General features: G+C 59.9%; 13 protein-coding genes. 5 read left to right on the top strand and 8 right to left on the bottom strand.

The window, feature by feature from the left end:
* Positions 1 to 46: 46 nt before the first annotated feature.
* Positions 47 to 610, top strand: coding sequence for a DNA-3-methyladenine glycosylase I (locus tag B9Z33_RS08695; protein ID WP_108286613.1), 564 nt, complete (start codon positions 47 to 49; stop codon positions 608 to 610).
* A 43-nt stretch (positions 611 to 653) separates the two neighbouring features.
* On the opposite strand, the gene B9Z33_RS08690 is transcribed toward B9Z33_RS08695, so the two are convergent.
* From B9Z33_RS08690 to hrpA, 4 genes are all read right to left on the bottom strand, one after another.
* Entirely contained in the window at positions 654 to 2,861 is a 2,208-nt protein-coding gene (locus B9Z33_RS08690; RefSeq protein ID WP_108286612.1) for an OsmC domain/YcaO domain-containing protein, read from the bottom strand.
* 192 nt (positions 2,862 to 3,053) lie between these two features.
* The gene (locus tag B9Z33_RS08685; protein WP_108287065.1) at positions 3,054 to 3,362 is read right to left on the bottom strand and encodes a HigA family addiction module antitoxin; all 309 of its coding nucleotides are present in this window, start codon (positions 3,360 to 3,362) and stop codon (positions 3,054 to 3,056) included.
* Positions 3,363 to 3,374: 12 nt separating this feature from the next.
* Positions 3,375 to 3,656 (bottom strand): type II toxin-antitoxin system RelE/ParE family toxin, encoded by a 282-nt coding sequence (locus B9Z33_RS08680; protein WP_108286611.1) that lies wholly within the window; start codon positions 3,654 to 3,656, stop codon positions 3,375 to 3,377.
* 68 nt (positions 3,657 to 3,724) lie between these two features.
* Complete coding sequence (gene hrpA / locus B9Z33_RS08675; protein ID WP_108287064.1) at positions 3,725 to 7,606, bottom strand: ATP-dependent RNA helicase HrpA; 3,882 nt, start codon at positions 7,604 to 7,606, stop codon at positions 3,725 to 3,727.
* Between the two features lie 91 nt (positions 7,607 to 7,697).
* On the opposite strand from hrpA, the gene argA reads away from it, so the two are divergent.
* From argA to B9Z33_RS08660, 3 genes are all read left to right on the top strand, one after another.
* Entirely contained in the window at positions 7,698 to 9,044 is a 1,347-nt protein-coding gene (argA, locus tag B9Z33_RS08670) for an amino-acid N-acetyltransferase (protein WP_108286610.1), read from the top strand.
* A 95-nt stretch (positions 9,045 to 9,139) separates the two neighbouring features.
* Positions 9,140 to 9,478, top strand: a complete 339-nt coding sequence (locus tag B9Z33_RS08665) for a hypothetical protein (RefSeq protein WP_108286609.1) — start codon at positions 9,140 to 9,142, stop codon at positions 9,476 to 9,478.
* 9 nt (positions 9,479 to 9,487) lie between these two features.
* On the top strand, positions 9,488 to 10,009 hold the full coding sequence (locus B9Z33_RS08660) for a hypothetical protein (protein WP_146183845.1): 522 nt from the start codon (positions 9,488 to 9,490) through the stop codon (positions 10,007 to 10,009).
* Between the two features lie 107 nt (positions 10,010 to 10,116).
* On the opposite strand, the gene B9Z33_RS08655 is transcribed toward B9Z33_RS08660, so the two are convergent.
* Together B9Z33_RS08655 and B9Z33_RS08650 are read right to left on the bottom strand one after the other, a co-directional pair.
* On the bottom strand, positions 10,117 to 10,965 hold the full coding sequence (locus tag B9Z33_RS08655; RefSeq protein ID WP_108286607.1) for a class II glutamine amidotransferase: 849 nt from the start codon (positions 10,963 to 10,965) through the stop codon (positions 10,117 to 10,119).
* An 8-nt stretch (positions 10,966 to 10,973) separates the two neighbouring features.
* Complete coding sequence (locus B9Z33_RS08650; protein WP_108287063.1) at positions 10,974 to 11,663, bottom strand: aspartate/glutamate racemase family protein; 690 nt, start codon at positions 11,661 to 11,663, stop codon at positions 10,974 to 10,976.
* A 113-nt stretch (positions 11,664 to 11,776) separates the two neighbouring features.
* On the opposite strand from B9Z33_RS08650, the gene B9Z33_RS08645 reads away from it, so the two are divergent.
* Entirely contained in the window at positions 11,777 to 12,253 is a 477-nt protein-coding gene (locus tag B9Z33_RS08645) for an Lrp/AsnC family transcriptional regulator (RefSeq protein WP_108286606.1), read from the top strand.
* On the opposite strand, the gene B9Z33_RS08640 is transcribed toward B9Z33_RS08645, so the two are convergent.
* Both B9Z33_RS08640 and B9Z33_RS08635 read right to left on the bottom strand, forming a co-directional pair.
* Positions 12,238 to 12,738, bottom strand: coding sequence for a disulfide bond formation protein B (locus B9Z33_RS08640; RefSeq protein WP_108286605.1), 501 nt, complete (start codon positions 12,736 to 12,738; stop codon positions 12,238 to 12,240). The two genes, B9Z33_RS08645 and B9Z33_RS08640, sit on opposite strands and share 16 nt — an antisense overlap.
* A gap of 84 nt (positions 12,739 to 12,822) precedes the next feature.
* The gene (locus B9Z33_RS08635; protein WP_108286604.1) at positions 12,823 to 13,599 is read right to left on the bottom strand and encodes a ferredoxin--NADP reductase; all 777 of its coding nucleotides are present in this window, start codon (positions 13,597 to 13,599) and stop codon (positions 12,823 to 12,825) included.
* Positions 13,600 to 13,735 lie beyond the last annotated feature (136 nt).

The following is a 13,735-nucleotide window of genomic DNA, read 5'->3' as shown; positions in this document are numbered from 1 at the left end:
GACGACGCAGCCATGCTGGCCATCCTTTTTTGCTGAAAGAATTGGCATGCAACGCTGCCCATGGTGCGAAGGCTTTGACCTTTACCGCGAATACCACGACACCGAATGGGGCGTCCCGCTGCGCGACGACCGTGCCCTGTTCGAGCTGATCAACCTCGAAGGCGCACAAGCCGGGCTGTCCTGGTCCACCGTCCTGAAAAAACGCGAAACCTACCGCGCCGCCTTTGACCAGTTCGACCCAGAAAAAATCGCCCGTTACGACGAGCGCAAAGTAGCTGAACTGCTCGCAAACCCGGGCATCGTGCGCAACCGCCTCAAAGTGGCGGCCACCATCACCAACGCTCAGGCCTTTTTGGCACTGCAAGCCAACGGCCAAAGCTTTGGCTCATTTGTCTGGCAATTTGTAGACGGCCAACCCCTACAACACCGACGCCAAAGCATGAGCGAAGTGCCCGCCCAAACGGCCGAGTCCGACACCATGAGCAAGGCCCTGAAAAAAGCCGGGTTCAAATTTGTCGGCTCCACCATTTGTTATGCCTTCATGCAGGCATCCGGCATGGTCAACGACCACCTGCTCAGCTGCCACCGGCATGCGCCTCTGAGCGTCTGACTTGCTTTGGGTGCATCCGGCAAGCTTGCTGGATGCACCGGCCCTACACCGCAGCCCGTTTTTCCACCTTCGCCCGCGCCGCGTGCAGTTTTTTGTAGCTATCGAGCAAGCGCTGATGCCGGTCCAGGGTTTCCAGCCTGAGGCTGGTGGGCGTGAGGCCATGAAAGCGCACGCTGCCGTCCACCGAGCCAATGGCCGCATTCATGCGCTCATCGCCAAACATGCGCCGGAAGTTGACGGCGTAATCCGCCAGGTCCAGGTCATCGTCCAGCGTGACTTCCAGCACCACGTTCAAGGCTTGGTAAAACAAGCGGCGCTCCACCGTGTTGTCGTTGTACTGCAAGAAAGCGCCCACCAGTTCGTGGGCCTCTTCCAGCTGCTGCAATGCCAGGTGAATCAACAGTTTGAGCTCCATCACCGTCAACTGGCCCCACACCGTGTTGTCGTCAAACTCGATGCCGATCAGCGTGGCGATGTCGAGGTAATCGTCGAGCTCGTTGTTCTCCAAGCGGTCCAACAAGGCTTCCAAAGCCTCGTCGTCCAGGCGGTGCAGGTTGAGTACATCGGCACGGAACAAGAGCGCTTTGTTGGTGTTGTCCCAGATCAGGTCGTCGACCGGGTACACCTCGGAATAGCCCGGCACCAAGATGCGGCAGGCGGTGGCACCCAGCTGGTCATGCACCGCCACATAGGCTTCTTTGCCCATGGCCTGCAAGATGCCAAACAGCGTGTCAGCCTCTTGGGCGGTGGCGTCCTCGCCCTTCCCGGCAAAGTCCCACTCCACAAATTCGTAATCCGATTGCGCGCTGAAAAACCGCCACGACACCACGCCGCTGGAGTCAATGAAATGCTCCACAAAGTTGTTGGGCTCGGTCACCGCGTTGCTGATGAAGGTGGGCGCGGGCAAGTCGTTGAGGCCCTCAAAACTGCGGCCCTGCAGCAGCTCGGTCAGGCTGCGCTCCAGCGCCACCTCCAGGCGGGGGTGCGCGCCAAACGACGCGAACACTCCGCCCGTGCGGGGGTTCATCAAGGTCACGCACATCACCGGGTACACCCCGCCGAGCGACGCGTCTTTGACCAGGACTGGAAAGCCTTGCGCCTCCAAAGCCTCGATGCCCGCCACGATACCAGGGTACTTGGCCAACACGGCCTGCGGCACATCGGGCAAGGCCATTTCGCCTTCCAGGATCTCGCGCTTCACGGCCCGCTCAAAAATTTCGGACAGGCACTGCACCTGCGCTTCCACAAGGGTGTTGCCCGCGCTCATGCCGTTGCTCACGAACAGGTTTTCCACCAAGTTGGAGGGGAAGTACACCACCTCACCGTCGGACTGACGCACATAGGGCAGCGCACAAATGCCGCGCCCGGTGTTGCCCGAGTTGGTGTCGAACAGGTGCGAGGCCTTGAGCTCGCCGTCGGGGTTGTAGATGGGCAAACAATGCGCGTCCAACAAGCCTTTGGGCAGCGCGTCGCGCTTGTCGGGCTGGAACCAGCGCTCATTAGGGTCGTGCACAAAGTCAGCCTGCGCGATGTCTTCGCCAAAAAACACGCCCGCATAAAAGTGGTTGTTGTTCAGGCGCTCGATGTATTCGCCCAGCGCCGAGGCCAAGGCACTCTCTTTGGTGGAGCCCTTGCCGTTGGTGAAGCACATGGGCGAATGCGCGTCGCGGATGTGCAGCGACCACACATTGGGCACCAGGTTGCGCCAGGACGCGATCTCGATCTTGATGCCCAAATTGGCCAACACCGCCGTCATGTTGGCGATGGTCTGCTCCAGCGGCAAGTCCTTGCCCGCAATAAAGGTCTGCGCCTGCGCATCAGGGCTCAGGGTGAGTAAGGCCTGTGCGTCAGCGTCGAGGTTGTCCACCGCCTCAACGATGAAAGTGGGGCCCGCTTGAATCGCCTTTTTGACCGTGCAACGGTCAATCGACCGCAAAATGCCCAAGCGGTCTTTGTCGGACATGTCGGCTGGCAACTCCACCTGGATCTTGATGGTCTGCAGATAGCGGTTATCAGGGTCAACGATGTTGTTTTGCGACAGGCGAATGTGCTCGGTGGAGATGCCACGCGTCTCGCAATACAGCTTCACAAAATACGCCGCGCACAAAGCCGACGACGCCAAAAAATAATCAAACGGCCCCGGCGCAGAGCCATCGCCCTTGTAGCGAATGGGCTGATCGGCCAGCACAGTGAAGTCGTCGAACTTGGCCTCAAGGCGCAGTTTATCGAGAAAATTGACTTTGATTTCCATGGGGTGGTTCCAGGCAATTGAGGCGTCCCAGCGGCCGACCATCGGTCGATCAGCGGCTGGGGAGGTGAACGAAGGGGGGTAGTTTGCCTGAACAGGGCAGCCCGGCAGTTTTCATCCTTGACCCTGTCGAATTTCCCGACACAGAACAATGCAGGACAATCAACAAGTCGGTCTCAGGAGGCTAGTATTCACTCATGCCACGGCCAATGGCCGCACATCTTTCAAACTGTCTTTCATTTGAATCTGCGCAACTTTCAGGTCATAAGCAGATTGAAGGTTGAGCCAATATTGCGGCGTTTGCCCCAGCGCGCGGCCAAGGCGAAGAGCCAACTCGGCTGTAACAGGGCGATCGCCTTTGAGTAAATGGGACACACGCATGGCGGATACCCCAATGGCTTCGGCGAATGCAGCTTGGGTCATGGCCAGTTCTTCCAGTGTCTCGTGCAAGAACTCACCTGGGTGGATGGCAGGCAGACCATCCACAGGATTTTTGGCAGTCATCTTCATCACTCCTTAGTGGTAGTCCACAATTTCAACGTCATACGCATGCCCATGCTCAAACCGAAAGCACAAACGCCAACGGTCATTGACACGAATGCTCCATTTACCAGCCAAATCCCCGGTCAATGCCTCCAAGCGGTTCGAAGGCGGCATGCGCAAGTCATCCACTTCAACCGCTGCATGAAGCTGAGCAAGGCGCATCAGCGCCCGCTTGAGGATCTCCGGTGGCAGACGGCGCGATTTGCCCGTCGCAAACAGGCGCGCAGTTTCGTCACTGGCAAAGCTTTCGATCATGGGTCGATTATAAACAAATTGTTTATAACCAGCATTCCACGTCGAATTTCAAGGTAAAGACTAACGCCTCAATGATTCAACTGCCCCCAAGCCTTCTCCAGCCGCTTGATGCTGACAGGCTGCGGGGTGCGCAACTCTTGCGCAAAGAAGCTCACGCGCAGCTCTTCCAGTAGCCAGCGGAACTCCAGCATGCGGGCATCTTGGGCGCCTTTGCGTTCGGCCACGAGGCGCCAGTAGCGTTGCTCTTGCGGTTTGAGCTCGGTCAGGCGTTGGGCGTCGCGGGCGGGGTCGGCGCGGTATTTGTCCAGGCGCAGGGTGATGGCCTTGAGGTAGCGGGCGTAGTGCTGCAACTGCGGCCACGGGGTGGCGGCCATGAAGTTTTTGGGCATCAGGCGTTGCAGTTGCGCTGTGCAGTCGGCGGTCGCATCGGGCGCATTTTTGGTGTCCTTGATCTTGCGGGTGGCCGCACCAAACTCCAGCAAGATGGTGCCCGCCAACCGGGCCACTTCGTTGGCAATCAGCGTCAAACGGCCCCGGCCTTCTTCGATGCGGCGCTTGAAAGTCAGCTCGCCATTGGGCAGCGGGTCGAGCAAGAAGGCGCGGTCCAGCGCCACGTCGATGATCTGGGTTTTCAGCTCGTCCGCTGTACCGAGCGGCATGTAGGCCACCGCCATTTTTTGCAGATCGGGGATGTTTTTCTCAAGGTACTTGAGCGCGTCTTTGATCTGCAGCGCAAACAGGCGGCGCAGGCCAGCGCGGTTTTTGGCGGCGGCCACATCGGGCTCGTCAAACACTTCGATGGTGACGGCGTCTTGCACATCCACCAACGCGGGGAAGCCGATCAGGGTCTGGCCGCCTTTGCTGATTTCCATCAGCTCGGGCAGTTCGCCAAAGGTCCAGGCGGTGTAGCGCTGGGGGGCCAATGGCTTGGGTGCGGCTTTGGCAGGCGCAGCGCTGGCGCGGTTGGCACTCGCTGCATTGGCAGGTGCATTGGATGCAGCATGGTTTGCAGGGCTAGCTGCCGGAGCCGCCGCAGGCGCGGCCACTTTCAGCTGCGCCAGCGCCTGAAACGCACCACGCGCTTTGGCACCCAGCTCGCCTTTGAGCGCGCCCAGGTTGCGGCCCATGCCCAATTGGCGGCCGTGTTCGTCGACCACGCACAAGTTCATGAACAGGTGCGGGCTGAGCATGTCGTGTTTAAAGTCAGTGCGTTTGATGTCGAGGCTGGTTTCGTCGCGGGCTTTTTTGAGCAGCACGTCTGTCAGCGACCCGGCACCAAACAGCTCGGGCGCCGACAGCTCGGCGGCCAGGCGCGCAGCCGATTCGGGCAGCGGCACAAAGCGGCTGCGCGGGCGCTGCGGCAGGCTTTTGAGCAGGGCCTGGATCTTGTCTTTGAGCAAGCCAGGCACCAACCATTCGCAACGGTCTTCGCTCACCTGGTTCAGCACAAACAGCGGCACCGTGACCGTGACGCCATCACGCGCATCGCCCGGTTCGTGCAAATAGGTGGCCTGGCAATCGGTGCCGCCCAGGCGGATGTGTTTGGGGAAGGCCTGCGTGGTGATGCCTGCGGCTTCGTGGCGCATCAACTCTTCGCGGGTCAGCATCAACAGGCGCGGCTGTTTGGCGCTCTCAGCGCGGTACCAGTTCTCCAGCAGGCGGCCGCTGCACACGTCGGCAGGCAGTTGCTGGTCATAAAAAGCGTAGATCAGCTCGTCATCCACCAGCACGTCCTGGCGGCGTGATTTGTGCTCCAGCTCTTCGACCTTGGCGATCATCTTGTGGTTGGCGGCCAGGAACGGCAGCTTGGTCTCCCACTGGTCGCCCACCAGCGCTTCGCGGATAAAGATCTCGCGAGCGCCGTGCATGTCCACCCGGCTGTAGGGCGTGCGGCGACCGCTGTAAACCACCAGGCCATAGAGCGTGGCCCGCTCCAGCGCCACCACTTCGGCCGATTTCTTTTCCCAATGCGGGTCGAGCAGTTGCTTCTTGAGCAAGTGCGCGCCGACCTGCTCCAACCACTGCGGCTCGATCGCGGCAATGCCTCGACCAAACAGGCGCGTGGTTTCCACCAGCTCGGCCACCACGATCCAGCGGCCCGGCTTTTTGCTCAGGTGCGCGCCCGGGTGCTTGTGGAACTTGATGCCGCGTGCACCCAAATAGGCTTCTTCGTCTTCGAGCTTGTAACCCACGTTGCCCAGCAAGCCCGCCAGCATGGACAGGTGCAGCTGCTCGTAGCTCGCAGGCTGCGTGTTGATGCGCCACTTGTGCTCAGCCACCACCGTGAGCAGCTGGGTGTGCGTGTCGCGCCACTCGCGCACACGGCGGATGCTGACGAAGTTCTGGCGCAGCAGTTGCTCGTATTGGCGGTTGCTCAGCTTGTGGTCGGTGCCGTGCCCGCCCCGGGCGTCGTGAATCCATTTCCACAGCTTCAGGTAGCCGGTGAATTCGCTCTTGTCGTCATCGAACTTGGCGTGTTGCTGGTCGGCCTGGGCCTGTGCGTCCATGGGGCGGTCGCGCACGTCTTGCACGCTCATGGCGCTGGCGATCACCAGCACTTCATCCAGCGCTTCGCGGCCACGGGCTTCCAAAATCATGCGGCCCACGCGAGGATCCAGCGGCAGGCGGGCCAGCTCTTTGCCAATCGGGGTCAGCTCGTTGTCGTCATCCACCGCGCCCAGCTCGGCCAGCAACTGATAGCCGTCGGTGATGGCGCGTTTGGATGGCGCTTCGATGAACGGAAAGTCTTCCACCACACCCAAATGCAGCGACTTCATGCGCAAGATCACGCCTGCCAACGACGAGCGCAAGATTTCCGGGTCGGTGAATCGCGGGCGACCCGCGAAGTCTTTGTCGTCGTACAGGCGTATGCAAATGCCGTTGGCCACGCGGCCGCAGCGGCCTGCACGCTGATTGGCCGCCGCCTGGCTGATGGGTTCGACCATCAACTGCTCAACCTTGCTGCGCAGGCTGTAGCGCTTGACGCGGGCGGTGCCCGCGTCGATCACATAGCGGATGCCGGGCACCGTGAGCGAAGTTTCGGCCACGTTGGTGGCCAGCACAATGCGGCGGCCGTTGGACGCCTCAAAGATCCGGTCTTGCTCGGCCTGCGACAGGCGGGCAAACAGGGGCAGCACTTCGGCGTTGCGGGTCAGCGGCTGGTGCGCCAGGTGTTTGCGCAGGTGGTCGGCAGCTTCGCGGATTTCGCGCTCGCCGGGCAAAAAGATCAGGATGTCGCCCCCTGCCCCGCCTTGCCAGAGCTCATCCACGCCGTCGGCCATGGCCTCGTTCAGGCCATAGTCACGCGATTCTTCAAACGGGCGGTAACGCTGCTCCACCGGGAAGGTGCGGCCCGAGACCATGATGACCGGAGCCGGGCCGTTGCGCGAGGCAAAGTGTTTGGCAAAGCGGTCGGCGTCGATCGTGGCCGAGGTGACGACGATTTTCAGGTCGGGGCGGCGCGGCAGGATCTGACGCAGGTAGCCCAGCAAAAAGTCGATGTTCAGGCTGCGTTCGTGCGCCTCATCGATGATGATGGTGTCGTAGGCTTGCAGCAGCGGGTCGGTCTGGGTTTCGGCCAGCAAGATGCCATCGGTCATCAGCTTGACGGACGCGTTTTTGCTCAGCCGGTCCTGAAACCGCACCTTGAAACCCACCACTTCGCCCAGCGGCGTCTTGAGCTCTTCGGCAATGCGCTTGGCCACCGAGCTGGCCGCAATGCGCCGGGGCTGGGTGTGGCCAATCAAACGGCCCCGCTCGCCGGGCTTGGCGTTCAGCCGCCCGCGCCCCAGCATCAGCGCGACTTTGGGCAGCTGCGTGGTCTTGCCCGAGCCGGTTTCGCCGCAGACGATGATGACCTGGTGCTGGTCCATGGCGGCCATGATTTCGTCACGGCGGGCAGAGACCGGCAGGCCTTCGGGGAACTCGATTTGGAGGGGGGTGTCAGACAAGGCGGAAACTTCTGTGAAAATCAAGGCAATAACAGCGGGGGATTATCCCAGTCCCGCGCACCCTGCCACTTTCGCAGCCCATTGCCCACCCATGCCCACAGTCTTCAATTTCACTTTCGTGCCCTGGTTCCGGTCGGTGGCACCCTATATCCACATGCACCGGGGCAAGACCTTTGTGGTGGGCATCGCGGGCGAGGCCATTGCCGCAGGCAAGCTGGCGCACCTGGCACAAGACCTGGCCCTGATCCAAAGCATGGGCGTCAAGATCGTGCTGGTGCACGGTTTTCGGCCACAGGTGAACGAACAACTGGCGGCCAAGGGCCACACGCCCAAGTATTCGCACGGCATGCGCATCACCGACAGCGTGGCGCTCGATTGCGCGCAAGAAGCCGCTGGCCAGCTGCGTTACGAGATTGAGGCCGCTTTCAGCCAGGGCCTGCCCAACACGCCCATGGCGGGCTCGACGGTGCGGGTGATTTCGGGCAACTTCATCACGGCGCGGCCGGTGGGCATTGTGGACGGCGTGGATTTTCAGCACTCGGGGCTGGTGCGCAAGGTGGACGTGGACGGCATCATGCGCACGCTGGACATGGGCGCGATGGTGCTGCTGTCGCCCTTTGGCTTCTCGCCCACGGGTGAGGCTTTCAATTTGGCCATGGAAGAAGTCGCGACCAGTGTGGCCGCTGAATTGCAGGCCGACAAGCTGATTTTTGTGACGGAAATTCCGGGCATCCGCATGCAGCCCAATGAGCCCGCCAGCGAGGACAACCCGATCGATACCGAGCTGCCGCTGGCCGCTGCCAAACAATTGCTGGCCTCGCTGCCCCGGCCGACCGAGCCGACCGACATCGGCTTTTACCTGCAGCACTGCGTGAAGGCGTGCGAAGAGGGCGTGGAGCGCTCGCACATCCTGCCCTTTGCAGTGGACGGCTCGCTGCTGCTGGAGGTGTATGTGCACGATGGCATCGGCACCATGGTGGTCGATGAAAAACTTGAAGAGCTGCGCGAGGCCACCGCCGATGATGTGGGCGGCATCTTGCAGTTGATTGAACCGTTTGAGAAAGACGGCACGCTGGTCAAGCGCGACCGCACCGAGATCGAGCGCGATGTGGACCACTACACCATCATCGACCACGACGGCGTGATTTTTGCCTGCGCGGCGCTCTATCCTTACCCCGAAGCCAAAACGGCCGAGATGGCGGCGCTGACCGTGTCGCCCCAATCGCAAGGCCAGGGCGATGGCGAAAAAATCCTCAAGCGCGTGGAGCAACGCGCCCGCGCCATGGGCCTCAAAAGCATCTTTGTGCTGACCACGCGCACCATGCACTGGTTCATCAAGCGCGGCTTTGCACAGGTCGACCCCGACTGGCTGCCCGAAGCGCGCAAACGCAAATACAACTGGGACCGCAAGAGCCAAGTGCTGGTCAAAAAGCTGTGACGGTGTGGTTCCGTACCTCTCGGTTTGCCTTGGTTCTGGCCGTTATTGCCCTTCTATCACTGACAACCCATCAGGTTCATGCATTTTTGGGGCGCATGGATTTCACCGCAGATGGTGATTTTTCGGAAACTGCCATCACCCGAGGCATCAAAGCCACTGAGGTGCGTTGCAAAGAGATCAACAATGGTCTTTGGGCAACCACAAAAGATCACGGCAGCGAATGCATTCGATATTGGATGGCAGGTCTTGCTCCCACCCAAAATGAAAGGGTCATGGTTTTTTTTCATGGCGATATTTGGGTGGGAGCAGGAAAAACCAATAAAAATTACCTAGCCCTCAGCCAAGACAAGCTTGCCGAACAAGCGGAACAGATTCACCGCCAATTGGGCGTGCCTTATGTCTTTATCGGCAGACCTGGTACCCATGGGTCTTGAGGCGACCACATGCAAAGACGGCGTGAAATGGAGTCGCGTCAGATCAATTCAGCGCTGGATGCCCTGAAACAACAATGGGCCATCAAGGAATTCGTGATTGCTGGGCAAAGCGGTGGAGGACATGTCACAGCATCCCTGCTGACGATGCGCAGCGATATCGTCTGTGCTGTACCAACGTCTTCGCCATCTTCCCCCAGCATCAGATGGAAACTTTACGGACGGACACGGGATACAACAGGCTATGCGGACTCTTATGAGCCCACCGATAAACTCAACAAAACCATGATGCATCCAGACTTGCGCGTCTTCATGGTCGGCGACCCAGAAGACGCCAATGTACTTTGGCCCTCACAGATTGTTTTGGCCGATAAGCTGACAGAGCAACTTATCCCCGTAGAAGTCATCAAGGCGAGCGGCACAGGCCCCGATCGGCATGGTCTCAGCAACACGGCCAGAAAAGTAGCCAGCTGGTGCTTGCAAGACATTCCTACAGAAAAAATTTTGCAAAAGGCACGAGGGCTCAGGGGCTAAATGACCCTTGATCACGCCCCTCTCTTCACACCACTTGCGAGACGAAAAGTCTGACGCATTCCCAAACATTGAACGCCAGTTCTACCAAACTGCCACTTTTTCGATGTTCAAGAAGCTCTGAGGCTGCCCTTGGGCAGCACGCGCTCGGCTGCGGCAAAGGCTTGCGTTTGCGGGTTCAGCTCGCGCCAGACCTCCTGACCGTCCACATACACCCGGAATTCGCCGGTGCGCAGGGCTTGCCAGGGTTCATCGACGGTCAATGGTTCGGTGGCCAGCAGGGTCATGACGTCGCCTTCGGCGTTGAGTGGCCCCAAGTCCAGACTCATGTCGCAGTCCACCAACCGGGCCTTGGGGAACGGGTGGTGCCGGGCCAGCTGGTGCAGGTGGGTCGAGCAATGCACATAAAGGGCGTGGCCGTCGCTCAGCAGCATGTTGAGGTTGCCGTGTTGGGCCAGATCGCCCACGATGCCTGACAGCACCGGGGCCAGCTCTGACCACTCGGGCGGCTGCTGCCGGTCTTTGAAATGCTGACGCAAACGGCTCATGAGGGCGCAAAACGCACGCTCGCTGTCGGTGGTGCCCACAGGCATGTCTTGGCAGGTCATCGGCGCTTCAAAGCGGCCCAGGTCGCCATTGTGGGCAAACACCCAAGTGCGACCCAGCCATTCGCGCTGAAAAGGATGGCAGTTGGCCGCTTGCACATCGCCCTGAGTGGCTTTGCGCACATGCGCCACCACCACGCGGGATTTGATCGGATGGCTGCGCACGTATTCCGCCAGCGGAGACTCGCTGGCCGGTTGGTCGTCCTGAAAAACCCGGCAACCGTGGCCGTCGTAAAACGCAATGCCCCAGCCGTCCACATGGTCCGAGGTGCGCCCGCCCCGGGCAGAAAACCCGGTGAATGAAAACGTGGTGGCTGCGCGGTTATTGCAGCTCATGCCCATCAGTTGGCACATGGTGAACCTCAGGACAGTGAGAAATCAACGGCGGCCATGGCGTGCAGTTCGGTGGTGTCAAAGAGGGGCAAGCCAAGGTCGCCGGGCTGCAAGATCATGGTCAACTCGGTACAGCCCAAAATCACGCCTTGCGCGCCCTGGGTTGCCAACTCGCGCACCAAGGCCACCAGTTTCTGGCGCGAATCGTCCCGCACCACGCCCCGGCACAGTTCTTCAAAAATGACACGGTGCACCTCGATGCGCCCCGTTTCGTCAGGCACCACGCATTCAATGCCGCGTGCCGCCAAGCGGTCGCGCATGAAGGTTTGTTCCATGGTGAAGCGGGTGCCCAGCAGGCCCACCTTGTTGAGGCCTGCGGCCAAGATCGCGTCGGCGGTCACGTCGGCAATGTGCAGCAAAGGCAAGGCGGTCACCGACTGAACCTCCTGCGCGATGCGGTGCATGGTGTTGGTGCAGATCAGCAAGACCTCGGCGCCGCTGCTTTCAAGCTGGCGCGCAGCCGTTTGCAAAATTTCTGTCATGCGGGGCCAGTCGCCTTGCTTTTGCAGATCGGCGATTTCCTGAAAGTCCAGGCTGATGAGGTGCACCCGCCCCGAACGCAGACCGCCGTGGCGCTTGGCCACTTCGCGGTTGATGTGCTGGTAGTAAAGCGCTGTGGATTCCCAGCTCATGCCGCCAATCAAACCGATTTTTTTCATGCCCGCCTTCTTTGCAAAATGAACATCAAAGTTTGCCACCGAATGGCCAGCATGGAGTTTCAAAATAAAACCCAAAATGACTTATTTTTAAAATAATTTTCTACAATAAAGCCATGAAACAGAAAATTGATGCAATAGATCGAAAATTGCTGGAGTTGCTACAAAAGAGCAGTGACATGCCGATCAACGAGTTGGCCGCCGCCGTGCACCTGACGCCCACGCCTTGCTGGCGGCGCATTCAGCGGCTCAAGGAGCTGGGCGTGATCTCGCAGCAGGTGGCCCTGGTGGACAGGCAAAAGGTGAATCTGGGGGTGACGGTGTTTGTGGCGGTGCGCACGCGTGACCACGATCTGCCTTGGCTGGAGAAGTTTCGGGCCACGGTGCAGGGCATCCCGGAAATCGTCGAGGTCTACCGCATGAGCGGTGATGTGGACTACCTGCTGCGGGTGGTGGTGCCCGACATTGCCGCTTACGACCAGGTGTACAAGCAGCTGATTCAGCAGGTGCCGCTGTCGGATGTGAGTTCGAGCTTTGCCATGGAGGAGCTGAAATACACCACCGCCGTGCCGCTCAGTTACGCCGCGGCTTGACGCGACTTGCGGGCCACCCACAGGCCCAAGAGGCCAAAGACCACGAAGCACACGAATGACCAGTTGGCAATCGAGCCACCCAAAAAGGTCCAATCCACCTTGGTGCAGTCGCCGCTGCCCTTGAAGATCATGGGGATGGCGCGATTGATGGGAAAGTTTTCGACCATGCCGTAAAAATCTCGACCACAGGTCACGACCTCGGGCGGGTACCACTGCAGCCAGCTTTGGCGCGCAGCGGTAAAACCGCCAAAGCCCGACACCAGCGCCAGCAACACACCCGACACCGCCAGGCCGCAGCCACGCAAACGCCAGCCCACAGCAGCCACCAGCACCACGCCGATCAAGGCATAGCGCTGCACAATGCACATGGGGCAAGGGTTCAGGCCCACCACGTGCTGCAGATACAAACCAAAGGCGAGCATGCCAATGCCCGACAAAGCGATCAGGGCCAGCCAGCGTGAGGGGGTGATGGAAGTCAGGTTCATGGTCTGTTTTTAAAAGCCAACGGGCGCATTGTGCGCCCGTGTTGAGATGCCCTTGGTGGGGCTTTTCACAAAGCCCCAGCCAAATCAGGACTCGGCAAATGCCCGTTCGATGACAAAGGCTCCCGGGGTGCTGGTGTTGCCTTCTTTCAAGCCGTTTTCTTCGCAGATGCGCTTGAGGTCTTTGAGCATGGCGGGGGAGCCGCAGATCATCACCCGGTCGGTGTCGGGGTTGAGTTTGGACAAGCCCAGATCGGCAAACAGCTTGCCGTTTTCGATCAGATCGGTCAGGCGGCCCTGGTTTTTGTAGGGCTCGCGGGTCACGGTGGGGTAGTACAACAGCTGTTTGCTCACCATCTCACCCAAGAACTCGTTGGCGGGCAGCTCTTTCGTGATGTAGTCGTGGTAGGCCAACTCATTGACCTGGCGCACACCGTGCACAAGGATGACCTTTTCAAAGCGCTCGTAGGTTTCGGGGTCGCGGATGATGCTCATGAACGGGGCCAGACCGGTGCCGGTGGACATGAGGTACAGGTTTTTGCCGGGCAAGAGGTAGTCACACAGCAAGGTGCCGGTGGGTTTGCGGCCCACCACGATGGTGTCGCCCACCTGGATGTGTTGCAGCTTGGAAGTCAGCGGGCCGTCGGGCACCTTGATGCTCAAAAACTCAAGGTGCTCTTCGTAGTTGGCGCTGGCGATCGAGTAAGCGCGCAGCAGCGGTTTGCCGTTCTCGCCGCGCAAACCGATCATGGTGAAGTGGCCATTCGAAAAGCGCAGGGCCTGGTCGCGGGTGGTGGTGAAGCTGAACAGACGGTCGGTCCAGTGGTGAACGCTCAAAACGCGTTCTTCAAGAAAAGCACTCATTTGATTTGTCTGGGTTATGGCAGGGACAAGAGCCCCAAAGCCACTGGGGGGATGCTGAAAGCTTGCTACAGTTGCAGCCTGATAGACCACAAGAAAGTCGATCCTGTCGCGAAACAGGGCGTATTTTCGTGTGAAC

It is taken from the genome of Limnohabitans sp. T6-20 (assembly GCF_003063505.1).
GTDB lineage: Bacteria > Pseudomonadota > Gammaproteobacteria > Burkholderiales > Burkholderiaceae_C > Limnohabitans_A.
Note: the sequence above shows the minus strand (reverse complement) of the source record. Positions and strands in the feature narration are given on the sequence as shown.